The following is a 23,649-nucleotide window of genomic DNA, read 5'->3' as shown; positions in this document are numbered from 1 at the left end:
CGTCGGGGGACGGGTCAGCCGAGCGCGGCGACCCACTCGGTGCTGCCGTCGGTGAAGCCCTGTTCCTTCCAGATGGGCACGCGGGCCTTGATCTCGTCTACCAGGGCGGCGCAGGCCGCGAAGGCCTCGGCCCGGTGCGCGGACGCCACGGCGCAGGCCAGCGCCACGTCGCCGATGCCCAGATCGCCCACCCGGTGCGCGGCGGCGATCCGGCAGCCCGGGTGGGCCAGGGCCACCTCGTGCGCGACCTCCTCGAGCACGGTCTGGGCGCTCGGATGGGCGCTGTAGCGCAGCCAGGTCACGCCGCGGTCCTCGTCGTGGTTGCGCACAACACCCGCGAACGACACGACGGCGCCTGCTGTGGCGTCGGCCACGGCATCCGTACACTCGTCGACGGTGATGGGGGTGTCGTCGACGCGGGCGAACAGCACGTGCGGGGTGGGCTCAGTGGCCATGTCGGGGGTCCTTAGGGGGTGTGCCAGTACGGGGTACGGCCTTGGGCGATGGGGCCTTCGACGATGAGGCCTTGGCTGGAGCGGCCTGGTGGTCGGCGGCGGCCGGCGTGCCGGCATGGTCGACTCCGCGCACCTGGTCGATGAGGTGGTCGAGCAGCTCGGCGAGCACGGCCAGCCCGTCGCGCACGCCCCCGGTGGAACCGGGCAGGTTGATCACGACGGTGCGGCCCCTGGCGATGCCCGCGTAACCGCGAGAGAGCACGGCGAGCGGTGTGGCGGCCGTGCCCCGCCGCCGCAGCTCCTCCATGATTCCGGGCAGCTGGCGATCCAGCAGCGGCAGGGTCTGCTCCGGGGTCTGGTCGGTGGGGCTCACGCCGGTGCCGCCTGTCGTGATGACCAGGTCGAGGCCGGCTTCGATGGCCGCGGCCAGAGCGTCGCCGACGGGTTCGCCGTCGGCGACGACGGCCCGGTCCAAGACCAGCCAGCCGCGCTCGCGCAGCCAGGCATCGATGACGGGTCCGGTGCGGTCGGTGTACACGCCGGCGGCCGCGCGGGTCGACGCCACGATCACCTGCCCGGTGCGCCCGTCGCCGGGCCGTCCGCTCGGCCCGACGGTCGCGCTCACTCGGTGCTCCAGTCGCCGCTCTTGCCGCCGGACTTCGCCAGCACCCTGATGTCGGTGATCACCGCGTGTTTGTCCACGGCCTTGATCATGTCGTACAGGGTGAGCGCCGCCACGGACACCGCGGTCAGCGCCTCCATCTCGACACCGGTCACCCCGGTGGTCTTCACCGTCGCGCTGATGAGCACCCGATCGTCACCGGGAGCGAAGTCGATGGTGGCACCGCTGAGCGGGAGGGGGTGACAGAGCGGGATCAACGCCGAGGTCTGCTTGGCGCCCATGATGCCGGCCACCCTGGCCACGGCGAGGGCCTCGCCCTTGGGTAGTTCGCCGGCGATCAGCAGGGCGATCACGTCGGGCCGGGTGATCAGCGTGGCCGTGGCGGTGGCTCGTCGTTTGGTGACGGGCTTGTCGGTCACGTCCACCATGAGGGCGGCGCCGTCGGCGCGCACGTGGCTGAGCCGGCCGGGCGGGGCCGGGGTGTTGTCGGACGGTGTTTCAGTCATCGATACTCCAATAGTCCACGGGTTCGCCCGCGGCGACACTGCCGACCCCGACGGGCAGGTGCACGAGCACCGTCGCGGTGGCATAGGCGTGCAGGAGGTGCGAACTGGCACCGCCCACCAGTTCGAGGGCGCCGTCGGGGCGCAGGATGCCGCGCCGCAGCTGGTGCTTGCCGGCCGGCGACTCCACCGGCGCGGCGAGGGGGGCGCTCCGCAACTCCCGGTCGGGTCTCGCCAGTCCGGCCAGGCGCCGCAGCACCGGCCGCAGGAACACCTCGAACGAGATGAGGGCGCTCACCGGGTTGCCGGGGAAGGTGATCACGGGCACGGTGGTGCTCGGCACGGTGGTGCTCGGCACGGTGGTGCTCGGCACAGCGTTGATCGGCACTGTGTTGATCGGCACAGCGTTGATCGGCACCGCGATCGCGCCGAGCCCCTGCGGGCCGCCGGGCTGCATCGCGACGTGCTGGAAGGTCACACCGAGGGGGCCCAGCGCGTCGCGCACCACCTCCCGGGCCCCGGCGCTGACGCCGCCGACGGTGACCACGAGGTCCACCTCCGGGGCCTCGGCGAGGAGGGCGAGGAGGTCGGCGGCATCGTCGGAACGGCACGGCCGGGCGGTCACCGTGCAGCCGGCATCCCGCAGGGCCTGGCCGAGGATGACGCTGTTGGAGTCGTAGATCTGGCCGGCGGCCAGGTTCTCGCCGGGCTCGCGGATCTCGTGGCCGGTCGCGATGAGCAAGACCCTGACACGCCGCAGCACGGAAACCGAGGTCAGCCCGGTCCCGGCGAGGACCCCGTACTGGGCCGGGCCGAGCCGGGTTCCCGCGTCGAGGAGCCTGTCACCGGGGTGCACGTCGCTGCCGGTCGGGCGCACGAACCCGCCGACCGGAACGGCGGCGCGGAACGAGACGCTCTGAACCTCGGGAGACATGCCGTCGGGGTCCTGCGGCTGGAAGCGGGGCGGATCGGCCTGCTCGATCGGCACCACGGCATCCGCGCCCGCCGGGATCGGCGCGCCCGTCATGATCGGGGCGGCGGTGCCCGGCGCCAGCTGCCCGGCGGGGTCACCCGCGGCGATCCGGTCGGCCACGGTCAGGGTGGTCGGTGTGAGCTCCGAGGCCGCCGCGAGGTCCCCGGCGCGCACGGCATAGCCGTCCATCTGTGAGTTGTCGAAGGGGGGCAGCGCCACGGGGGAGTCGACGGCGATCGCGAGGGACCTGTCCCGGTAGCTGTCGGGGTCACCGGTCAGTCGAGCACTCGAGAGGGGGAGCACCTCAGCGGCGCGGTTGTGGAAGAGCGGTGCGAGAAGCGCCGCCACGGCCTCCCGGTGTTGGTCGATCGTGCGCGCGCTCATGCCACCATCTTGCCGCAGTTCGCCGCCGCGAAGCCGTGTGTGCACCGGCTCCGGCGGCGGCCGGCGCAGCCCGGTTGCTTGAAGGCGGCTCGGCCCGGGCGTATCGTGCCTCGAATACACGGGCCGTAGGACGGGCTCTCATACGGAAGGGCAACTCATGGGACACCTCGTGGTGCAGCAGTTCGTGACCCTCGACGGCTTCGCGGCCAACCTCGACAACGAGTTCACGGCCTACGAACTTCTCGACGGCCGCACCGACGAATTCGACCGGAGCCAGCTGGCGTGGCTCGACGGCGTCGAGACAATGGTGCTCGGCGCCAACACGTACCGCATGTTCGTGGGCTACTGGCCCACACCGGAAGCGGCGGACGAGGTCCTCACCGGCCCACTCAACGCTTTGCGTCGCCACGTGTTCTCCCGCACGCTCAGCCACGCCCCGTGGGGCGACCTGCCCGCGGCGACCCTGGAGTCCGGCGACGCCGTCGAGGCCATCCGCCGGATCAAGGCCGAGACCAGCGGCATCGTCGTGCTGTGGGGCAGCCTGAGCCTCAGCCGGGCCTTCTTCGCCGCCGGCGAGGTGGATGAGGTGCGCCTCGTGGTGATGCCCGTCGTGATCGGCGCCGGCCGCGGGGTGTTCCCGGCCGACTCCGACCCGGCCGTTCTCGACCTGCGCGGTGCGCAGAGCTTCGATGACGGCCTGGTCGAGCTTCACTACGCCCTGCGCGCCGCTCCGGAGTGGTGACCCGTCGTAGGCTGGACGAACGGGCCGGTAGGTACGGCCCGCCCACCGACGAAGGGTTCATCACCATGCAGGTGCAGGTGCGCTATTACGCCGCGGCCAAGGCGGCGACGGGGGTAGCTGAGGAAACCCGCGACCTGCCGGCCGGGGCCACCATCGGCGCCTTCCTGACGGATCTCGGCAGTAGCTCGCCCGCCGTCTTCGCCCGCTGCTCCTTCATCGTGAACGGAACGGCCACCACCGACCGCGCCCGCGTGCTGAACGAGGGCGACAGGCTCGACGTCCTGCCGCCGTTCGCCGGCGGCTGACCTGTCCGGAGGGTCAGGGCGCTACGGCGTCACAACGGCGAAGGTCGGATCCGGGCTGTCCAGCAGCGCGAACAACCTCGGCAGCACGCCGGCGTCCCCGGTCATGTCCACCCCGCTGAAGGAGCCGCCGGCCACGGCCTGGGCCAGCCGGGCGTGGGTGATGCGCACGTTGAGGTCCGCCGGGCGGGGTCTGTCGATCGGATAGTGGATCAGCGCTCCGTGGCTGAGCTCCAGCCTGTAGAGCTCCCGCGTGTCCGTGATCACCCAGTTGATGGCGAAGCCCTCGTTCCACGACCGGGGCCCCACCAGCCGGATCGCCAGGGTGTCGAAGAGCTGGGTGACGGTGAGCACGTCGAGCAGACCGCCGGCCTCGAGGTCGTTGCGGCCCACGCCGTACCGCAGCTCGGTCGCCCCGGTGAGGAAGACGTTCCGCCAGGTGGCGTTCTCCGCGCCGAAGCCCAGCCGCTCCAGGCCCGTGGCCAGCAGTTCGCGGGCCGCGCCGTCACCGGGGTCGGCGAAGACGGCGTGACTGGCCAGCTCCACGGCGAACCGCAGATCACCGGCATCCAGGTAGCGCCTGGCGTGCTCGAGGGTGGCTGCGACGCCGCCCATCACATCGACGTACCGGGTGGCCGCGGCCGTCGGCGGATGCTGCCACAGGTGCGCCGGGTTGCCGTCGTACCAGCCGAGGTAGCGCTGGTAGATCGCCTTGACGTTGTGGCTCACCGACCCGTAGTAGCCGTGGGTGTGCCATTTCCCGGCCAGCGACGGCGGCATTTCGAAGTCCTCGGCGATCTCGCTACCGGTCTGGCCCTGGTTCATCAGTCGTACGGTCTGGTCGTGCAGGTAGGCGTAGAGGTCGCGCTGCTCGGTGAGGAAGGCGACGATGGCGTCGGTTCCCCAGGTCGGCCAGTGGTGCGACGCGAATTCCACGTCGGACCGGTGGCCGAACAGTTCGGTGGCCTCACTCAGATAACGGGACCACATGCGGGGGTCGCGCACCTGCGCCCCGCGCAGGGTGAGCAGGTTGTGCATGGTGTGGGTGGCGTTCTCGGCCATGCACAGGGCGCGCTGCGCCGGGAAGTACAGGTTCATCTCCGACGGGCACTCGGTGCCGGGGGTGAGCTGGAAGACGATCCGCACGCCGTCGAGCTCCTCTTCCTGGCCCGTCGCCGTGATGTCGAGGGTGGGCACGACCAGGCCGATGCTGCCTGTCGACGCGCCGGCGCCCAGGCCGATACCGATTCGGCCGGCGGCGTTCCGGGCCAGTGGGTGCCCGTCGTAGTAGTAGCCGCGGCGGAACATCGCGGTTCCGGCGTAGACGTTCTCGGACACCGCGTTGTCGAGAAAGTGTTCGGGGGCGACGATGGGGATGCCGGTGTCGGGTTCGATCACACCGAGCACGCCGCCGAAGTGGTCGGCGTGAGCGTGGGTGTACACGACCGCCGACACCGGGCGGTCGCCGCGATGGCTGCGGTACAGCGCCAGTGCGGCCGCCGCGGTCTCCGCCGAGATGAGCGGGTCGATCACGATGACCCCATGGTCGCCCTCGACGAGAGTCATGTTGGACAGGTCGAAGCCGCGTACCTGATAGATGCCCTCGGTCACCAGGTAGAGGCCGTGCCTGGCGGTCAGGGCGCTCTGCCGCCAGAGACCGTCGTGCACATTCTCCGACCCCGCACCGGCCAGGAAGGCGAGGGACTCCATCTCCCAGACCACCCGGCCGTCGGCGGCGTGGACGATCAGGGGGTCGAGGGTGCCGAGGAAACCACGGTCGACGCCCTCGTCGCTGCCGCGCGACCCCGTCGCCGTGTTCCCGGTTGGATGTTTGTCATCGCCCATGATGACCACCTCTCTTGCCGTGCTCTCTCGGGACGTTCTACCGTGCCCGTTGCGCACACCATAACCGGGCGCCCACCCGGCAACCACCCCGCGATTTCCACGGGCCAGGCGCCAGTGCGGGCATCACCCTCGGTGCTGCCCACCTCGACCGGGACGCCAGCCGGCTCTCCTACTGCTGTCTCAACGTGCGGCGAGATCAGTACCGCGCTTTGTCCGGTTCGATCTGCCGCACCCAGTCGTCGACGCCGCCCGCGAGGTGGGTGACCGCCGACCAGCCGTTGTCGCGGAGCACCTCTCGGGCGTACTCGGACCGGGCGCCGTGGTGGCAGTAGAGGACGACGCGGTCGTCGGGTTCCATCACCGTGCGGGCCTCGTCGGTGAGCAGCTGCGCCATCGGCACCAGCGCCGATCCGTCGATGGCGACGATGTCGCGCTCCCACGGCTCCCGGATGTCCACGAGCACGAAGTCGGCGAGCCCCGCCTGCCGGTCGGCGAGCAGGCCGGCGAGCTCGGCCGAGGTGACCTCGTCGGGTACCGGTGCGCCGGGGCGCGCCTGCACCGGGATCGGGTGGGTGTGAACCTGGCTGTGGCTGGTGTCGCGGGGCGGGTCGGCGGCCGCGGCCGGCTCGAGGGGGCCGGTCACACCTGTCGCGGCGGCCGCACCGTATGGCACCTCCCGCCAGGAGGCGTCGAGGCCGTCGTGCACGAGCAGCCGGCCGAACAAGGGTTCGCCGAAGCCCACGATGAGTTTGAGCGTTTCGGTGGCCATCATGGCGCCGACGCTGGCGCACACCGAGCCGAGCACTCCGGCCATGGCGCAGGTTTCGGCCTCGTCGGCGCCCGGGGTGCTCGGGAACAGGTCTTCCAGGCGGGTGCCGTCGGCCGGCCCGTCGACCCAGAACGTCGTGACCAGGCCGTCGAAGCGCAGCACGGAGCCCCAGATGTACGGCTTGTGCAGCAGCGCCGCGGCGTCGTGGGCGAGGTGGCGGGTGGCGAAGTTGTCGGTGCCGTCGATGACGATGTCGTAGTCGGCGATCAGGGCGAGCACGTTGGCAGCCGTCAGGCGGGTCTGATGCGCCACGACCTCGATCAGCGGGTTGTGCGCGCGCAGGGCGGCCGCGGCGGCCTCGGCCTTGGGGCGGGCCAGGTCGGCCATCGTGTAGATGGTCTGGCGGTGCAGGTTGGAGACCTCCACGCTGTCGGAATCCACGATGCCGAGAGTGCCGACGCCCGCGGCGGCCAGGGCGGTGAGCACCGGGGAGCCCAGCCCGCCGGCACCGATCATCAGCACCCTGGCGGCCGCGAGGCGGCGCTGACCGAGATCGCCGACCTGCTCGAGCGAGACCTGTCGGGCGTAGCGTTGGCGTTGGGCCGGGGTGAGCGGCGGTCCCGGCGAAACCAGGGGAGCGTGCGGCATGGTGGCCCTTTCTGCTGGCTTCCAGCCTAGGCCTGAACCGCGCCAGGACGGCCGGCGCCGGCGTTTCGTATCCCGCCGTCATCCTCTGCCGGGGCCCGGCCTGTGGCGGTACCCTGAAGTATGACGTTCGTCGCACCACCCTCTGCCCCCGCGCGTGACCAGGCTCCGCATCACGAGAGCCTGCCTGACGGGAGCCTGGCCGACCAGACTCTGAGTTCCGATGAGGTGCTGCGGATTCGCAATGACTTCCCGGTGCTGCACCAGCTCGTCAACGGGCATCCGCTGGCCTACCTCGACTCCGGTGCCACCTCGCAGAACCCGATCAGCGTGATGGAGGCCGAGCAGGAGTACTACGAGCAGCGGAACGCCGCCGTGCACCGCGGCGCGCACACCCTGGCCTTCGCCGCCACCGAGGTGTTCGAGGCCGCCCGCGCCACGGTCGCCGCGTTCGTCGGCGCCCGGGAAGACGAGATCGTCTGGACCTCCAACGCCACCGAGGGTGTGAACCTCGTCTCGTACTCGTTCTCCAACGCGTCCCTCGGCCTCGGCGGCGCCGCCGCCGCCCGCTTCAAGCTGGGGTCCGCCGACGAGATCGTCGTCACCGAGATGGAGCACCACTCCAACCTCATCCCCTGGCAGCAGCTGGCGCTTCGCACCGGAGCCACCCTCCGTTTCATCCCGGTTCTGCCGGACGGCACCCTCGACATGGCCGCCGCCGCCGAGATCCTGAACCCGCGCACCCGGCTGCTGGCCGTCACCCACGCCTCCAACGTGGTGGGCACCATCAACCCCATCGACGAGCTCGTGGCCATGGCCCACGCCGTCGACGCCCTGGTCTTCCTGGACGCCTGCCAGTCGGCGCCGCACCTTGCCCTGGACCTCACCGCGCTCGACGTGGACTTCGCGGTGTTCTCCGGGCACAAGATGCTCGGCCCCACCGGCATCGGCGTGCTCTACGGCAAGGCCGAGCTGCTCGCCGCGATGCCGCCGTTCCTCACCGGTGGGTCCATGATCACCACCGTCGACATGCAGGGCGCCGAGTTCCTCACCCCGCCGCAGCGGTTCGAGGCCGGCACCCAGCGCATCTCCCAGGCCATCGCGCTGGCCTCCGCGGTCGACTACCTCAGCCACACCGGCATGGGCCGCATCCGCACCCGCGAAGCCGAACTCGGCCGCCGGCTCGTCGAGGGCGTCACCGCCATCCCCGGCGTGCGGCTGCTCGGCCCCGGACTCGGGGTCGAACGCATCGGCCTGGCCGCGGTGGATGTCGCCGGCGTGCACGCGCACGACGTCGGCCAGTTCCTCGACGAGGCCGGCATCGCCGTGCGGGTCGGGCACCACTGCGCCCAGCCGCTGCACAAGAAACTCGGCGTCACCGCGTCCACCCGCGCGAGCACCTACCTGTACACGACCGACGACGAGGTCGACCAGTTCCTGGCCGTGCTCGCCGAGGTCGGCCCGTTCTTCGGAGTAGCCCGATGACCTCGTCCGCCATGCAGCAGCTGTACCAGCAGATCATCCTCGACCACGCGAAGTCCGCGCACGGCGCCGTCGCCGAGCTGTCGGAGCTCGACGAGGACGCGGCAGCGGCCGCCGCCGCCGCCGGTCTGCGCCAGGCCCAGTCGCACCAGGTGAACACCACCTGCGGCGATGAGATCACCGTGCGGGTGGCCCTGTCCGGCGCCGGGGCGGATGCCCGGATCGACGGCTTCGCCTGGCGGGGCGTCGGCTGCTCCATCTCGATGGCGTCGGCCTCAGTGCTCAACGACACCGTGCGCGGCGCCAGCGTCGCCGAGTCGCTGGTCATGCTCGATCTGTTCCGGGAGATGCTGCGCTCCCGCGGCACCATCGAACCCGACGAAGAGGTGCTCGGCGACGCCGCGGCGTTCGCCGGCGTCTCCAAGTACCCGGCCAGGGTCAAGTGCGCCATGCTGCCCTGGGTGGCCTTCGAGGCCGCCCTGCTCCAGCTGGGCTAGCCGACTGACAATCCGGCCTGCCGGCGCTAGCCGATCGAGCTGGCGATGCGGTCGCGCAGGGCGCTGGTGGGGGCCAGCCGGGCCAGGTACTCGGCGCCGTCGAGGGCGTTGGCGATGGCGGGGCGGATGTCGACGTCTGGCCACAGCTCGCGCAGACCCCGCTCGAACCGGGTGGCGATCTCGGGGGCGCGCAGCACCCCGCCGATGCCGCAGACCACGGGGGACGGGCCGGTGTCTTCGCCGACCCGGCGGAGCCCGGTGGCGGCCGAGAGCACCAGCTCTGCGGCGGCTCCGGCGCAGATCGCGGCGGCGACGGCATCCGTTGCGGCCAGTTCGGTGACCTGACGGGAGTAGGCGGCGATGCGGCTCACTCGCAGCGGATCGGCCTGCAGCTCGAGGTAGGCCATTTCGATGTGGGGGAACTCCCGGCGCATGACGGCGGACAGCGCCGTTGCGGGGCCGCGGCCGTCGTAGGCGCGCATCACGGCGTCCAGGGCCGCGCGGCCGAGCCAGTAGCCGCTGCCGGCGTCGCCGATCAGGTTGCCCCACCCGTCGATGCGGGCCACATCGTTCGCACCCACCGCGAGGGTGACCACGCCGGTGCCGGCGGCGACGACCACGCCGAGCTCGTCCCCGAGGGCGCCGAGGTAGCTCGTGACGGAGTCGTGGGCGAGGAAGACCTCGCGCACCCCGAGTGCCGCGCCGGCGGCGAGGAGTTCGCGCGGGTCGGTTTCGGCCTTCGAGAAGCCGGAGATGCCGGCGCTGACGGTGACGATCGGCTGCCGGGTCGCTGACGCGACGGAGGCGACGACCTCGCCGAGCTGGGGGATCAGGGCACTGTCGGTGCGGATCCCGCCGAATTCGAACGGAACCCACTCGCCGTTCCCGGTGTGCAGGCGCGCCCGGATCCCGGTTTGGCCGGCGTCGATGGTGAGGGAGCTGGAGTCGACACTCATGGGTGGTCCGTTCTTGCGGGTGGTACGGGTGCGGGTCGTACGGGTGCGGGTCGTACGGGTGCGGGTGGTGTTGAACTGAGCAGTGTGGAACTGGGCGGTGCGGAACTGGGCGGTGCGGCCAGCCAGGCCCGGTACTGGCGGCCCAGGAAGTCTGCGGCGGGTTTGCCGTAGACGCAGTAGTCGTCATTCTGCGCCGCATCGGCCGCCGCGTACAGGGTCGTCGGCCAGTCCCAGAGCATGAAGCCGCGCATCCATTCTCGCCGACCGGTGGCCGCGAACATGTCCTCGTAGTAGCGCAGCTGCTCGGCGCCGGAGGGAACCCCTGGCAGGGCCCAGTCGTTGGGCTTGTCGGGTGACCCGGTGCGGCTCGGGCAGCCGGCCTCCATGAAGAAGAACGGTTTGCCGGTGGCCGTCACGACCTGCTCGATGCGATCCAGCTGCTCGTCCCAGCTATCGATCGGGTAATAGCCGCTGGACGTGATCACGTCGACGGCGTCCCACCAGGAGACGTGGTCCTCCTGGAACTTGTCGCAGTTGTAAGTCACCAGGCCGCTGTATACCTCGCGCACCGCGGTGATCAGGGTGCGCCAGCGCGCATCCTGGCCGTCGGCGCGCACCATCTCGCAGCCTATGCAGAGCATCTCTGCGCCCTCCTCCTCGGCGAGCCGGGCGGCATGCAGGATGAACGCCGTGTACGACCGGAACCAGGCGGTCCAGCCGGGTTCGCCGGGCACCTCCCAGTCGAAGAAGCCGATGTAGGCGCGCCAAGTGCCGTCGGCGCAGTTGACCACGGGCTTGAGGCAGACCTTGAGCCCGTGCGCTTTGGCCTCGCGGATGGCCCAGCGCACCTCGTCGTCGGTTACCGTCGGCGCGTCGCCGAACGGGATCTCCTCCGATTGGGCGGTGTCCTGCAACGCCGCGTAGGCCAGGGCGGTCCAGTTCACGCCGAGGTCGGCCATGAGCCGCATCGAGTCGGCGGCCGCCGGGGTCGCCCAGGTTCCCCGAACGCCCGTCCAGCCCCAGGTCATGCCGCAGACCGGTTCGGTGAGAACGGATGCCGCATCGGGGCCGGTCTTGTTCCTCACCGCCGCACCAGTTGGTTGGTGCTGCGCAGCACACCCGGCGCCGTGAAAGCTGCCGGGTCGACCTCGAGCAGAGAGGTGACCGTGAAGACCACGCTTTCGCCGGGCAGCAGGGTGACCAGCATGTCGTCGACCAGGGCGTCCGGGTCGACCTTGTCGACCAACAAGACCAGGTCGCGGGTCAGCACCGGAACGGTGACCCGCACGCTGTAGCCGTCGGCGGTGCGCACGGCGCTCACCTTGGGGGTGCCCGGTGTCAGGGTGCTGTCTCGGGCTTCGGCGAAGAACCAGTGCCCACGCACCCCGGTCAGCTCGGCGCGGAGGAGCTCCGCTGCCGCATCCGTTGCCGCGGACACGGATGCGGGCAGCGGCACGGTCACGCTCGACCGCGCCGGCAGGGTGACCCGCTCGGCGTGCTCGGCCAGGACGGCTCCCGTGTCTGTGTACCGCCGCACCAGGAGCTCGCCGCTCCAGGTGTCGGCGGAGTCGTTGACCGCGATGACGGCCAGGCCGCTCTCGCGGGGCTGGATGGTGACCAGCCTGTCGGCGTAGGCGTGCTTGATCGCGTACAGCAGGGGCTTCGGCCGGCCGTAGCCGTCCACGGCGGCCCAGGAGGTGACCGGCCAGCAGTCGTTGAGCTGCCAGACGATACTGCCCATGCAGTGCGGGGACAGCGAGCGGAAGTGCTCGATCGCGGTGCTGATGGCGGTGGCCTGGTTCAGGGACATCGCCCAATGCCAGTCGCCGATCTCGTCGGGGAGCGGCAGGTGCGGCAGCAGTCCGTCGGTGAGCTTGACGTTGCCCTCCATGGCCTTCTGGTGCACGAGCATGCCCGGCGATTCCGGGGTCAGCGGCACATCGTGGATCGACTCCGTCAGGGTCGACCAGGTGGGCGGGCCCTGCCAGCCGAACTCGGCCACGAAGCGCGGCTGGTACTCACGGTATGCGGGGTAGTCGCGCTGGTTCCAGAGGTCCCAGATGTGCATGGTGCCGTGCTCGGGGTCGTTGGGGTGCAGGTCATTGGAGGCAGTGCCGGCAACCGGGGAGAACGGGCTGCCGGGCGTGTAGCCGATGTGCGGGGCCAGCTCGGCGACCAGGGCGGGAAACACGTCGTAGTAGAAGCCGCCGCCCCAGGTCTTGCCGTCCAGGCGCAGTTTCCAGTTCCATTCCTCGAAGCCCCAGAGGTTCTCGTTGTTGCCGTTCAGCACCACGAGCGACGGATGCGCGGCGAGCCTGGCGACGTTCTCCCTGGCCTCGGCCTCGATCTCGTGACCGAGCGGGGCCTCTTCGGCGTAGGCGGCGCAGGCGAGCAGGAAGTCCTGCCAGGTGAGGAGGCCGCGCTCGTCGCACAGGTCGTAGAAGTCGTCGCTCTCGAAGATGCCCCCGCCCCACACCCGGATCAGGTTGATGTTGGCGAACTCGGCCTGTGTGAGCCGGTCCAGGTAGCGTGCCTTGGTGACGCGGTGCGGGAAGGCGTCGTCGGGGATCCAGTTGGCGCCGCGCACGAACACCGGCTGGCCGTTGATGACCAGGGTGAACGGGGTGCCGTTCTCGTCGGGGGTGGTGTCGAATTCGACGGTGCGGAAGCCGATCCGGGTGCTCGACCGGTCCAGTTCCACCGCGGTGTCGGCCGCGCGCAGGGTGACCTCGAGCTCGTAGAGCGGGTGCTCACCGTAGCCGAGCGGCCACCACAGGTCCACATCGGGCACGCTCAGGCTCACGGTGGCGCCGGACGCTCCGGCCGGCAGTTCCACGGTGCGGCTGACGCCGGCGACGGATGCCGTGACGCTGACCGGGGTCTCCGTCGCGCGGTCCACCTCCACGTGCACGTCCACCAGCCCGGTGCTGGTCGGCCCTGTCGGGTCAGACACCGTGGCGATCGGGCGCACACTCGCCAGCCGGGCGGTCGACCAGCTGACCAGGGTCACCGGCTTCCACAGCCCGGAGGTGGACGTGTCGATGCCCCAGTCCCAGCCGAAGCTGCAGGCCATCTTGCGGATGGCGTTGTAGGGGTGGTGGTTCACGTGCGGACGGTAGCCGAGGTCCAGGCTCGCGGCATCCGCGGCCTTGATGGGGGAGCGGAACACCACCACGAGCTCGTTGAGGCCGGCTGTGAGGCGGGCGCTCACGTCGAAGCGGTAGCTGCGGTGCATATTGCGGGTAGTGCCCAGCGACACCCCGTTCAGTTCGATCTCGGCGATGGTGTCGAGCCCGGCGAAGACCAGCTCGGTCTTCTCGGCGCCGGCCGGGTTCCAGGCGAAGGTGGTGCTGTAGCGCCAGTCGGTCAGCCCGATCCAGGAGAGCAGCTGCTCGTTGCCGTCGAGGTACGGGTCGGGAATCAGCTCGGCGGCCAGCAGGTCGGTGTGCACGGAGCCGGGCACGGTGGCCGGCACGGTGAGGCGCCGGATGCTCGCCGGCACCGGTCCGTCCAGAGCGGTGACACTCCAGTCGGTGTCGAGCAACCGGGTGACGGGGGCAAGGGAGGACGAGGGGATGGTGTGTGCAGACATTACGGGTTTCCAGACATTACTTGGTGGCTCCGGACGTGACGCCGTTGTAGATGAATCGTTGCAGGAACAGGAAGATGATCAGGGTCGGCACGATGACGATCATGATGCCGGCCGCGATGATCTCCCACTGTGCGCCGTACGGTCCCTGGAACCTGAAGAGCGAGGTGCTGATCACGGCCAGGTCCTGAGCGGGCATATAGAGGTAGGGGATGTAGAACTCGTTGTAGATGGCGATGCCCTTGATGATGACGACCGTGGCGATGGCGGGGCCGAGCAGCGGCAGGATGATGCGCCAGTACACCCCGAACCGGCTCGCGCCGTCGAGCATGGCGGCTTCGTCGAGCGACCGGGGAATCGACTGCATGAACTGGATGAAGATGTAGATCGAGAGGATGTCGGTACCCATGAACAGGATGATCGCCGCCCCGTGGGTGTTCACCAGGTGGAAGAAGTTCACCACCTGATAGGTCGCCACCTGGGTGGTGACGGCCGGCACCAGGGTGGCCACGAGGAAGAGCCCGAAGACCACCTTCTTGAAGCGGAACTCGAACCTGTCGAGCACGTACGCGGCCATGGTGCCGATCAGGATGGTGCCGGTGACCGAGATCACCGCGATGATCGAGGTGTTCAGGAACCCGAGCATCATCCGTCCGTCGACGAAGGCCGTGGCGAAGTTGGCGAAGTTGAACCAGTTCGACGGCGGCACCAGGGGACCGGTGGTGGCGTACTCGGTGTTGCTCTTCAGCGACGCGAACAGGATCACGATGATGGGCACGAGCGCGACGAGCGAACCGAGAACGAGGGACAGGTACTTCCCGGTGGTGCCGAGATGTCTGATCATGAGGCCAACGTCACTTTCTCGTCGGGGACGACCTTGCGCTGCAGCCAGGTGACGAGCAGCACGATGATGAGCAGGATGACCGCCATCGCCGAGGCGAGTCCGACCTTGCGGTACACGAAGGCCGTTTGGATGGTCTGGATGACGAAGGTCATGCTGCCGTTGGTGCCGCCGGTGATGATGTACGGCAGTTCGAACGCGGAGAGGCTGCCGGCGATAGCCAGGATGAAGGACAGGCTGATGATGCGCTGGATGCCCGGGGCGATGATGTAGCGGAACTGCTGCCACTTGTTCGCGCCGTCCAGGTCGGCCGCCTCGTAGAGTTCGCCGGGGATCGACTGGATCGCGCCGAGGAAGAGCACGAAGTTGAGGCCGATGTAGCGCCAGATGGCGACGCCGGCGAGGGAGTAGTTGACCACATCCGGGTTGCCGAGCCACTGGGTGGAGAGCTCGCCGAGGCCGACGAAGCCGAGCACGGCGTCGAGGGTGCCGCCCGGGCGGAAGAAGAACAGGAAGATGAACGCGATGGCGACGGCGTTGATCAGGTAGGGAAAGAACAGGATGCCCTTGAACAGGTTGCGGAACCGGGTCTTGAAGCTGAGGATCGTGGCGAAGTAAAGCGCCAGGGCCATCTGCAGGAACGACGCCCCGAAGTAGTACAGGCTGACCACGAAGACCTGCCAGTACTTGGGATCGGTGAAGATCTTGACGAAGTTGTTCAGCCCGACGACGTCTTTGGTCTTGTCCAGGCCGTCCCAGGAGGTGAAGCTGTACCAGATCATGTTGCCCACCGGGATATAGGTGAACGTGATCAGCAGGGCCAGCGGGATGGCCAGGAACAGCCACGGCATGACGATGGAGTCTTTGCGTTTGCCGGTTGCGCTGATGGTGGTGCGGATGAAGCGGTTCGAGAACCGGCTGAACAGGTCCGGCGCTTTCGCTGGGGCCAGTTGTTGAGACACCGAGCGTCCTTTCTTTTGCCTGGGGCAGTGTCGGTCTGGGCAGAGCGCGGCCGGCCGTTGAATGCCCGGCCGGCCGGCTGTTACTGCGGACTTCCCCTGGTGGTGCGGGTGGGGACGGGGGCTAGCCCTCGACGGATGCCTTGGCCTTGGCCCAGGCAGCGTTCAGGTCGGCGAAGAGCGACGCCTTGTCGCCGTCGGCGGCACCGCGGGCGGTGTCGACGATCCTCTGGCGGTAGAGCGGGCCGGTCAGGTCGATCTCGGACTCGCTGGTGATGTCGTTCTCCAGGGTGGCCTGGTCGGCCGGCACCGGCGTGAGCTCGAGGAATTCGACCCCGCTGGCGGTGAAGTCGGCGAGGGCGTCAGGGGCGGGGCCGTCGACGACGGGGGAGAGCCCGCCCTGGTCTGTGGCGTAGCCGGACTCCTGGGCGAACCAGTCGATCCAGGCGCGGGCCGTGGCCTTGTTCTTCGAGTTGATGCTGATGGCGTTCTGGTAGTCGCCACCGATCGTGGAGTACGACTGTCCGTCGACGGCACTGGGGAAGGCCATGTAGCCGATGTCCTCGGCCGATCCGCCGGCGGTCACCGCGGCATCCTGCATCTGGGTGATGGCCCAGGAGCCCAGGACCATGGAGCCGATCTCGCCGCTGCCGAGCCCGCCCTTGGACGATTCCCAGTCCGTTGTGGTGGGGTCTTCTTCACTCAGGCCCTGCGCGACGATGTCGTAGAGCAGCCCGTCGGCGATCTCGTGGTACTCGCCGGTCGCCCACGGGGCGTCGGACTCGACGAGGGTGATGGACGCGTCCTTGTCGCCGGTCGCGGCCCGGTTGCCGTCCCACTGGCTCAGCGGCCAGCCGTCGCCGTAGTTCGTGTAGTACGGCACCGCGTCGGTGTTGTCCTTGATGAGCTGGAGGTCGGCGAGGAATTCATCGGGGGTGGTCGGCATCTCGGTGACGCCGGCGTCGGCCCAGACATTCTTGTTGTAGACGATGCCCTGAGCATTTCCGGTGATGGCGACGCCGTAGGCGAGGTCGTCGTAGGCCTTCTCGGCGACGAAACGGTAGGTCTCGCTCATCTCCTCCAGGGAACCCAGCGGCTCGAAGAACTGTGCCAGCTGTACCTTGGTGACGGTGCTGGGAATGAGGAGCACGTCACCGTAGCTGCCCGAGGACAACCGCGTGGAGATGTCGGTTTCGTAGTCCTTGATGGCCTCGAACTTGACGGAGGTGCCGGGGTAGGCCTTTTCGAACTGGGCGGCGTAGTCCTTGAACACGGTGTCGACGATGTCGGTGCGCTGGGTGATCACGGTGATCTCCCCGGTGATCTCGCCCTCGTCTGCCGGGGCCGACCCGGAGCATCCTGCTAGTAGTGCGGTGGCCGCCAGAGCGGCTACCCCCATGATGAGCTTCTTTGCCATCGGTTTTCTCCTAATCGGTATCACCATTGACCCGTTGAGACACGACCGCGACTTCCCGCCCGTGGATCTCTGGTGTTGCTGTTGGGCCTCATGCTAGGCCCGGTTTTGGCGGGCCGTCAAACAAAAATGTCAGCGCTGTCCGAAGTTGTCCTATTCGCACTTGGGTGCCGTTGATCGTTGAAATAGCGGGGAACTCACGGGTTCATCGATCAAAAAACTCTTGCCAATGTCTGCAAAATGTCTTACGTTGACATGGCGATGATCTGGCCGGTTTTGGACTGCTCGCGGATCGAAGGGGATCTCATGACAACACAATCGCGCGCGACACTGGCCGACGTGGCGATGCTCGCGGGAGTGAGCTCCAAGACGGTGTCGCGGGTCTTCGCCGGTGCCGGCAACGTCTCGTCGGACACGCGGGAGCGGGTTCTCAAGGCCGCCAAGCGGTTGCGCTTCCGGCCCAACAACCTGGCCCGCAACCTGCGCCGCGGGGGAGTCACCAACACCGTCGCGTTCGTGATCGGCGACCTGAAGAACCCGTTCTACTTCCACGTCGCGGCCGGTATCGAACGCGAACTGGCGCTCCGCGGTCTCACCATGGTGCTCGCCACGACGGATGACTCACCGGACAGCGAGGAACGCGTCGTGGACGCCCTGATCTCGCAACGGGTGCGGGCGCTGCTGCTGATCCCCATCGCCGACGACCAGTCCTACCTCGAGGGCGAACGCCAGCTGGGCACCCCGGTGGTGAGCGTCGACCGACCGGCCCGCAACCTCGTCGCCGACTCCGTGGTGCTGCAGAACCGCCAAGGTATGGCGGACGCGGTGCGCTCACTCACGGCCATCGGCCACCGTAGGATCGGTTTCATCTCCAACCCGTCCGCGATGTACACCCAGCGGGAACGCCTGGCCGGGTACCGCGAGGCGCTGCGCGAGGTGGGCGTCACCGAGACCGCGCAGTGGGAACGCCTCGACGATGACCCCGATATCTCGCCGGAGCTCGCCGTGCAGAGCCTGCTCGACCTGCCGGACCCGCCGACGGCGATCGTGGCCGGCAACAACCGCGGCAGCGCGGGCGCCGTGCGGGTGCTGCGCAATCTCGAGCCGCCGGTGGCGTTCATCGGCTTCGACGATTTCGAGTTGGCGGACGCCCTGGACATCTCCGTCGTGGCCTACGACCCGATGGAACTCGGCCGCACCGCCGCCCGGCTGGCGCTCGAGCACCTGGCGGACCCCGACTCGTTCACCAAGCAGGTCGAGATCCCCACCCGGCTGATCCACCGCGGCTCCGGCGAGATCCCGCCGCCGCGCTGAGCCGGCCGGCGGGCCAGTTGGCACCGGCGGGCGGCTACCCGGCCAGCTGGCGGGCCAGCCAGGCGGCCTGGCGCACGAAGTGGTGGCCCTGGCCGCCCTCGTGCTCGTTGAACGGGTACACCTCGATGTCGGCATCCGCTGCCCAGTGGTTGTGCGCGGCGAAAACCGTGGACGGCGGGCAGACGGGGTCGAGCAACCCCACCGAGAACAGCGCGGGAGCGGTGGCCCGCTTGGCGAAGTTGACCCCGTCGAAGTACGAGAGCGTCGCGAAGGTCTGCTCGACCTCGTCCCGGTGCACCGCGAGGTAGCGCACGACCTCCTGGTACGGGTCGTTGCCGGTCATTCCGACGGCGCGCTCGAAGTGGCAGAGGAAGGGCACCTCCGGCATAGCCGCAACCAGGCCGGTGGAGAGGGCCGCGGCCGCGATGGCGATGCCACCGCCCTGGCTGCCGCCGCACACCGACACCCGGTCCGGGTCGACCCTGTCGAGCGTGCGCACGGCGTCGATCGCGCGCACGGCATCGGTGAACACCCGCCGGTAGTAGTAGTCGTCGGGTGACTGGATGCCGCGGGTCATGAAGCCGGACCCGGCCGGTCCGCTGCCGTGCGGGTCGGCGGTGTCGCCACCGGAGCCCCAGCCGCTGCCCTGCCCGCGGGTGTCCATGAACAGGTAGGCGTAGCCGCTGGCCACCCAGCCGAGGTGCTCGTGCGGGAAGCCCCGGCCGCCGCCGTAACCGTTGTACTCGACCACCGCGGGCAACCGGGCCGGCAGCAACCCGGCCCTGTCGACGGGGAGCATGAACCACGCCTTGACGGGGTCACCGGCGAAGCCGTTGAAGGTGACGTCGTAGACCTCCACTTCGCTCAGCGGCGAGTCGACCCTGGTGAGCCGGGGCTCGGCCGGATGCAGCCGGGACTCGGCCAGGGTGCGCTGCCAGAACGCGTCGAAGTCGGCCGGTTCGGAGACCGCGGGGCGGTACTGCGTGAGCTCGGGCAGGGGCATGTCTAAGCGGGGCACTGGTTGCCTTTCTGGAGGGGCGAATGCGGGTGGCTGGGTTCTGTCAGGAGTTCTGGTGCAGGACGATGGCCGAGTACCGGCCGCCGAGCGCCATCAGTTCGTCGTGGCTGCCGAGTTCGACGATGCGGCCGGCCTCGATGTAGACGATCCGGTCGGCCTCACGGATGGTGGACAGCCGGTGCGCCGCGATGATCGTCGTGCGATCGCGGAAAAGGGTGCTGAGGGCATCCTTGACCTTCTCCTCGGACACGGAGTCGAGGGCGCTGGTGGGTTCGTCGAGCACGAGGATGCGCGGGTCACGTACCAGGGCCCTGGCGATAGCGAGGCGCTGGCGCTGGCCGCCGGAGAGCCGGGCGCCCCGGTCGCCGACCACGGAGTCCAGGCCGGCGCCCTGGCCGGCGAGGATGTCCAGCGCGTTGGCGCCGGCCAGGGCGGCCAGCACGGCTTCGTCGCTGACGCCGGTCAGTCCGTAGGCGACGTTGTCGCGGATGGTGCCCTCGAACAGCACCGATTCCTGCGGCACGACGGAGACGAAGAACCGGGCGCTGCGCAGGTCGAGGGTGGCGGCGTCGACGCCGTCCAGCAGCAGCCGCCCGGTGCTGGGCCGCACGAAGCCGAGGACCAGGTTGAGCAGGGTCGACTTGCCCGACCCGGACGGGCCGACCAGCGCGATGGTCTCGCCGGCCCGGATCGACAGGGAGATGTCCCGCAGGGCGGGCCGGTCATCCTCGTAGCTGAAGCCCACGCCCTCAAGGTCGATCCGGCCGGCAACCGCGGTCACGAGCTGCTTGCCCTCGTTCACCTCCACGTCGGGCTCCTCCATCACCTCGGCGATCGACCGAATGGAGTCGATGCCGCGGGTGAAGATCGGCGTCACATTGAGCAGGGCCACGATGCCGCCGGTGAGCACCGTGAAGTAGGTGCTGAGCAGCACAACCTCGCCCGGGCTGATGGCGATGACCCGGGTGATCGATGCCGCGGATGCGCCGATCAGGCAGATCACGCCGAGCGCCTGGTACGACAACCAGGAGAGCGCCCCGAACCGGCCGTTGAGGGTGTCCAGTGCCTGCCCGGCCGCGCGCACGTTCTCGGCCTGGCCGGCGACACGACGGGTGGCGACGCGTTCGAGGCCGTGCCCGCGGGTGATGGGGATCAGCGCCGCCATCTCGCCCACACCGGCCGAGAATCGTTCCACCTCGTGCCGGAAGTTCTCGTTGCGGTCGGCGGCCCGCGATCGGATGTAGCCGATGAGCAGCACGGCCAGGGGCACGGTGACGGCGAAGACTCCGACGAAGGCGGGCACGGTGAGGGCGGTCAGCACCACCGCGCCGGTAAGGGTGAACAGGGCGGAGAGGAAGGTGGGCAGGGCCTGCTGCATCATCATCTCGATGCTCTCGACATCCCGCACCACCTTGGTGTGCACGATCGAGGCGCTCTGCCGGTTGTGGAAGCCGATCGACAGCCGTTGGAGGCGCTCGGCCAGGGCGTTGCGCACATCCACGGCCATCGACCGGATCGCCCGGCTGGACAGCCGCACGAAGATCATGTGGAACGGGTAATTCAGGCTCAGCAGTGCCAGGGCGCAGGCCGCCCAGAACCACAGCTGCGGCAGGGGACCGCGGTCCACGACGATGTCGATGACCGCCGCGGTGATCGGCGGCAGCAGCCAGGCCGGGCTGTCCTTGATGAGAAATGCCACGGTGGCCAGGGAGAGTCGGCCGCGGTGGGGGATCAACAGGCGCAGCAGCGAGCGGACCGGGGAGGAGGCGACGAAGGACCGTTCGATCGATCGCAGTGCGGAATTGTCACCCATGGAAGACCTTTTGGAGCTCATCCGCGGCGCTTGATGGCGCGGCGGCAACCTCGACACTGGTCGAGGGGCTGGAGGTGCGTCCTCAGCCGGGAGCTGTCGGAGCCCACGGCTGTCGCGGGGTGAGGTCGCCGGCACCAACGCTGGTGCCAGGACCGACTATACCGGCGTTGAGAGCGCGGCCACACGACCGGATTGCGGCACGCCGGGTCAGATGACGCCCAGGGCGGTGAGGGCGTCGCGGATGGACGGGGCCACGTGTACCGCGTACGCGGGGGTCAGGTGCACGGTGTCGTACTTGGTCGGGAGGGTTCCGGCGAAAGCGGGGCAGATGCCCGCCGAGCAGCTGAAAGACAGCGAACTGACAAAGTGGTCACCGGTCGCAGACGGGGCCGACAGCGCTGCGGCGAACTGCTGCCAGACCGATCCGACCCCGACGTTGCAGTCCTGGGGACTGGATACCGCCGAGTAGCACCGGCCGAGCTCTGCCCCGAGCGGTGGGGGCGCGAGGTGGACGATCTTCCCGGCGGCGTTGTAGCCGGCCGTTTCGGCGAGGGTCGATGCGACCAGGCTCTCGACCGACAGCGGTGACCGGTTGGCGTCTTGCCCCTCGGCGAAGGCGTTGGCCACCACCACCAGCTGCGGGGCGTCCGCGACGATCCGTTCGCTGATGTCGAGTTTGCGTTGCGGGCAGGCGTCCATCACCCCGGCACCCTCGTTGGCGACCAGCACCTCGGTGAACCGGCAGCCGTAGAGCCCGATGGTGGTGATCTTCCACTGTCCGTCGCTGGCTTCGGCGATGGCCTTGAACGCGGGGGCGTAGGAGAGTGCTTCGGAGTCGCCGACGAGGTACATGTGGTTGGGGGCGCTGTCGGCACCCCAGGTGCAGCGGCCGAAGTCGGGGGTGTCGCCGATGTCGAAGCAGTCGCGTGCGGGGTTGTCGTTCGAGGTCCGTGCCATGGCGTCGTCGAGGGAGGGGGACAGGTTGCCCGGCCAGGCGGTCGCGGCCACGGCGGCGGCCAGCTCGGCCTGCAACGCCACGTCGGGGTTCACGGCGGAGTCGGCGCCTGCGACCGAGGGCGCCTCGGTCGTCGCCCGCCCGCCGGCGGGCTGGAATGACACAGCGACGACGATCACGATGACGAGGACGCCCATCGACGACAGGATGAACTGGCTGCCGAAGGCCTCTCGCCAGCTGTGCCAGGCGTCGCGGCGCTCACCGGCCGGGCGGCGGCTGCGAAGCCAGGGGGAGTGGTGGAACGGCTGTTCAACAAGGTAGTACGACGTAACCGAGACGGCGAGGATCGTGCCGAGGATGATCAGGGTCGTCTGCATACTCTGGGCGGGAAGCAGCATGCTGAGGAAGACGAAGATCGGGAAGTGCCAGAGGTACAGCGAGTAGGAGATGTTGCCGAGGTACACGCTGACCGGGTTGGTGAGCGGGAGCAGGGTGCGCTGCGGGCCGCCGATACCGGCTGCGAGCACGAGCGCCGTCGCCAGCACGGGGAGGGCGGCACCCGGGCCGGGGAAGGCGATGTCCCCCGTGACCACGATGAACGATGCGACGATGCCGGCCAGGCCGGCCCAGCCGAGTACGACTCGCCAGGCGACGGGCATCCGTGCGGCGAGCGGTGCGGCGACGGCCAGGATCGCGCCGATGCCGAGCTCCCAAGCCCTGGAGAACGTCGAGAAGTACGCGACTGTCGGATTCGTTGCGCTGTCCCAGACGGCGTAGGCGAAGGATGCCGCGACGACGACGGCCGCGAGGATGCCGACGGCGCGCCGGCCGCGACCTGGCGTGCGGGATCCCCGGGCAAATACGAGCAGCATCAAAACCATCAGCCACGGCCAGACGAGGTAGAACTGTTCCTCCACCGAGAGCGACCAGTAGTGCTGCACCGCCGAGGCCGGTGCGAGGGCACTGAAGTAGTCGGTGCCGAGGGCGGTGAACCGCCAGTTGGCGACGAAGAGGAACGACGCGCCGGCGTCCCACAGGGTGGACATCGCCCGGGTCTGGTTGAACAGGACGGAGCCGATCGCGCCGGTGGCGACGAGCACCACGGCCGCGGACGGGAGGAGGCGGCGGAGCCGACTGCCGTAGAAGGACCGGAGCGAGATACGCCCGGTGCGCTCATGTTCGCGCAGCAGGATGCCCGTGATGAGAAAACCCGAGATGACGAAGAAGATGTCGACGCCGACAAAACCGCCGGCGGGCCAGTGGAGCACGTGGTCGAAGATGACGGCGATGACCGCGAGGGCGCGGAGCCCCTGGATGTCCCGCCGGCGGGTGGACGGCGGCGCGGCCGGGTGCCTGGCCAGCGGCCGGGCCGGTGGCCTCGGGCGGGGTTGCGGGGCCTCGGCCGGCGCTGTCGTACGGATCGTGACGGTGCGGGTGGCATTGGGGCGGGAGGCGCCCGGGCGGGACGGCGTCTGTCGGGACGGCGTTCGTTGGGACGGCGGGGTCGCTGATGCGTCGGGCGATGTTGCCCCGATCCCAGTGTGCACGCGTCCCCCAGCTATTGAAACGTT

20 protein-coding genes are annotated in these 23,649 nt (G+C 69.4%); 5 read left to right on the top strand and 15 right to left on the bottom strand.

The window, feature by feature from the left end; genetic code table 11:
* Positions 1–14 precede the first annotated feature (14 nt).
* Genes E3T19_RS13615 through E3T19_RS13600 form a run of 4 tightly spaced genes read right to left on the bottom strand, consistent with a single transcriptional unit; the run spans position 15 to position 2,937 of the window.
* On the bottom strand, positions 15–455 hold the full coding sequence (locus E3T19_RS13615; protein WP_174776720.1) for a molybdenum cofactor biosynthesis protein MoaE: 441 nt from the start codon (positions 453–455) through the stop codon (positions 15–17).
* The gene (locus E3T19_RS13610; protein ID WP_134409074.1) at positions 445–1,080 is read right to left on the bottom strand and encodes a molybdenum cofactor biosynthesis protein B; all 636 of its coding nucleotides are present in this window, start codon (positions 1,078–1,080) and stop codon (positions 445–447) included. The genes E3T19_RS13615 and E3T19_RS13610 overlap by 11 nt, the downstream gene beginning before the upstream one ends.
* Positions 1,077–1,583: a cyclic pyranopterin monophosphate synthase MoaC gene (gene moaC / locus E3T19_RS13605; RefSeq protein ID WP_134409073.1), complete on the bottom strand. Its 507-nt coding sequence runs from the start codon at positions 1,581–1,583 to the stop codon at positions 1,077–1,079. Before moaC ends, E3T19_RS13610 begins: the two co-directional genes overlap by 4 nt.
* Positions 1,576–2,937, bottom strand: coding sequence for a molybdopterin molybdotransferase MoeA (locus tag E3T19_RS13600; protein ID WP_134409072.1), 1,362 nt, complete (start codon positions 2,935–2,937; stop codon positions 1,576–1,578). Before E3T19_RS13600 ends, moaC begins: the two co-directional genes overlap by 8 nt.
* Before the next feature lie 157 nt (positions 2,938–3,094).
* Here E3T19_RS13600 and E3T19_RS13595 point away from each other — a divergent pair, with 157 nt between their 5' ends.
* Together E3T19_RS13595 and E3T19_RS13590 are read left to right on the top strand one after the other, a co-directional pair.
* Positions 3,095–3,679, top strand: coding sequence for a dihydrofolate reductase family protein (locus E3T19_RS13595; RefSeq protein ID WP_088455973.1), 585 nt, complete (start codon positions 3,095–3,097; stop codon positions 3,677–3,679).
* Positions 3,676–3,984 carry a MoaD/ThiS family protein gene (locus tag E3T19_RS13590; RefSeq protein ID WP_241980223.1) on the top strand — a complete coding sequence of 103 codons (309 nt, stop codon included), beginning with the start codon at positions 3,676–3,678 and terminating at the stop codon, positions 3,982–3,984. Before E3T19_RS13595 ends, E3T19_RS13590 begins: the two co-directional genes overlap by 4 nt.
* A gap of 21 nt (positions 3,985–4,005) precedes the next feature.
* Here E3T19_RS13590 and E3T19_RS13585 read toward each other — a convergent pair whose 3' ends face one another.
* Positions 4,006–5,826, bottom strand: a complete 1,821-nt coding sequence (locus E3T19_RS13585; protein ID WP_134409071.1) for an alkyl/aryl-sulfatase — start codon at positions 5,824–5,826, stop codon at positions 4,006–4,008.
* A 196-nt stretch (positions 5,827–6,022) separates the two neighbouring features.
* Positions 6,023–7,243, bottom strand: coding sequence for a ThiF family adenylyltransferase (locus E3T19_RS13580; RefSeq protein WP_134409070.1), 1,221 nt, complete (start codon positions 7,241–7,243; stop codon positions 6,023–6,025).
* A gap of 120 nt (positions 7,244–7,363) precedes the next feature.
* Here E3T19_RS13580 and E3T19_RS13575 point away from each other — a divergent pair, with 120 nt between their 5' ends.
* Positions 7,364–8,725 (top strand): aminotransferase class V-fold PLP-dependent enzyme, encoded by a 1,362-nt coding sequence (locus E3T19_RS13575; protein ID WP_134409069.1) that lies wholly within the window; start codon positions 7,364–7,366, stop codon positions 8,723–8,725.
* Positions 8,722–9,219, top strand: a complete 498-nt coding sequence (gene sufU / locus E3T19_RS13570) for a Fe-S cluster assembly sulfur transfer protein SufU (RefSeq protein ID WP_134409068.1) — start codon at positions 8,722–8,724, stop codon at positions 9,217–9,219. The genes E3T19_RS13575 and sufU overlap by 4 nt, the downstream gene beginning before the upstream one ends.
* Before the next feature lie 26 nt (positions 9,220–9,245).
* Here the strand turns inward: sufU and E3T19_RS13565 are convergent, their stop codons facing one another.
* The 6 genes from E3T19_RS13565 to E3T19_RS13540 all read right to left on the bottom strand — a co-directional run bounded on the left by E3T19_RS13565 (position 9,246) and on the right by E3T19_RS13540 (position 16,981).
* Entirely contained in the window at positions 9,246–10,175 is a 930-nt protein-coding gene (locus tag E3T19_RS13565) for a BadF/BadG/BcrA/BcrD ATPase family protein (protein WP_134409067.1), read from the bottom strand.
* Positions 10,172–11,203, bottom strand: coding sequence for a 1,4-beta-xylanase (locus E3T19_RS13560; RefSeq protein WP_241980235.1), 1,032 nt, complete (start codon positions 11,201–11,203; stop codon positions 10,172–10,174). Before E3T19_RS13560 ends, E3T19_RS13565 begins: the two co-directional genes overlap by 4 nt.
* Before the next feature lie 53 nt (positions 11,204–11,256).
* Complete coding sequence (locus E3T19_RS13555; RefSeq protein WP_134409066.1) at positions 11,257–13,767, bottom strand: glycoside hydrolase family 2 protein; 2,511 nt, start codon at positions 13,765–13,767, stop codon at positions 11,257–11,259.
* A 16-nt stretch (positions 13,768–13,783) separates the two neighbouring features.
* Positions 13,784–14,608, bottom strand: a complete 825-nt coding sequence (locus E3T19_RS13550; RefSeq protein ID WP_088455979.1) for a carbohydrate ABC transporter permease — start codon at positions 14,606–14,608, stop codon at positions 13,784–13,786.
* Entirely contained in the window at positions 14,605–15,504 is a 900-nt protein-coding gene (locus E3T19_RS13545; RefSeq protein ID WP_240632488.1) for a carbohydrate ABC transporter permease, read from the bottom strand. Before E3T19_RS13545 ends, E3T19_RS13550 begins: the two co-directional genes overlap by 4 nt.
* A 184-nt stretch (positions 15,505–15,688) precedes the next feature.
* The gene (locus E3T19_RS13540; RefSeq protein WP_088455980.1) at positions 15,689–16,981 is read right to left on the bottom strand and encodes an ABC transporter substrate-binding protein; all 1,293 of its coding nucleotides are present in this window, start codon (positions 16,979–16,981) and stop codon (positions 15,689–15,691) included.
* Between the two features lie 303 nt (positions 16,982–17,284).
* Between E3T19_RS13540 and E3T19_RS13535 the strand changes: the two genes are divergently transcribed.
* Positions 17,285–18,292: a LacI family DNA-binding transcriptional regulator gene (locus tag E3T19_RS13535; protein WP_088455981.1), complete on the top strand. Its 1,008-nt coding sequence runs from the start codon at positions 17,285–17,287 to the stop codon at positions 18,290–18,292.
* A gap of 34 nt (positions 18,293–18,326) precedes the next feature.
* On the opposite strand, the gene E3T19_RS13530 is transcribed toward E3T19_RS13535, so the two are convergent.
* The 3 genes from E3T19_RS13530 to E3T19_RS19520 all read right to left on the bottom strand — a co-directional run bounded on the left by E3T19_RS13530 (position 18,327) and on the right by E3T19_RS19520 (position 23,625).
* Positions 18,327–19,310: an acetylxylan esterase gene (locus E3T19_RS13530; protein ID WP_088455982.1), complete on the bottom strand. Its 984-nt coding sequence runs from the start codon at positions 19,308–19,310 to the stop codon at positions 18,327–18,329.
* 43 nt (positions 19,311–19,353) lie between these two features.
* Entirely contained in the window at positions 19,354–21,123 is a 1,770-nt protein-coding gene (locus E3T19_RS13525) for an ABC transporter ATP-binding protein (protein ID WP_088455983.1), read from the bottom strand.
* Positions 21,124–21,330: 207 nt separating this feature from the next.
* A complete protein-coding gene (locus E3T19_RS19520) occupies positions 21,331–23,625 on the bottom strand; it encodes an acyltransferase family protein (RefSeq protein WP_255578554.1) in 2,295 nt (764 codons plus the stop codon).
* Positions 23,626–23,649 lie beyond the last annotated feature (24 nt).

Source organism: Cryobacterium sp. TMT4-31, from assembly GCF_004403385.1.
GTDB lineage: Bacteria > Actinomycetota > Actinomycetes > Actinomycetales > Microbacteriaceae > Cryobacterium > Cryobacterium zongtaii.
Note: the sequence above shows the minus strand (reverse complement) of the source record. Positions and strands in the feature narration are given on the sequence as shown.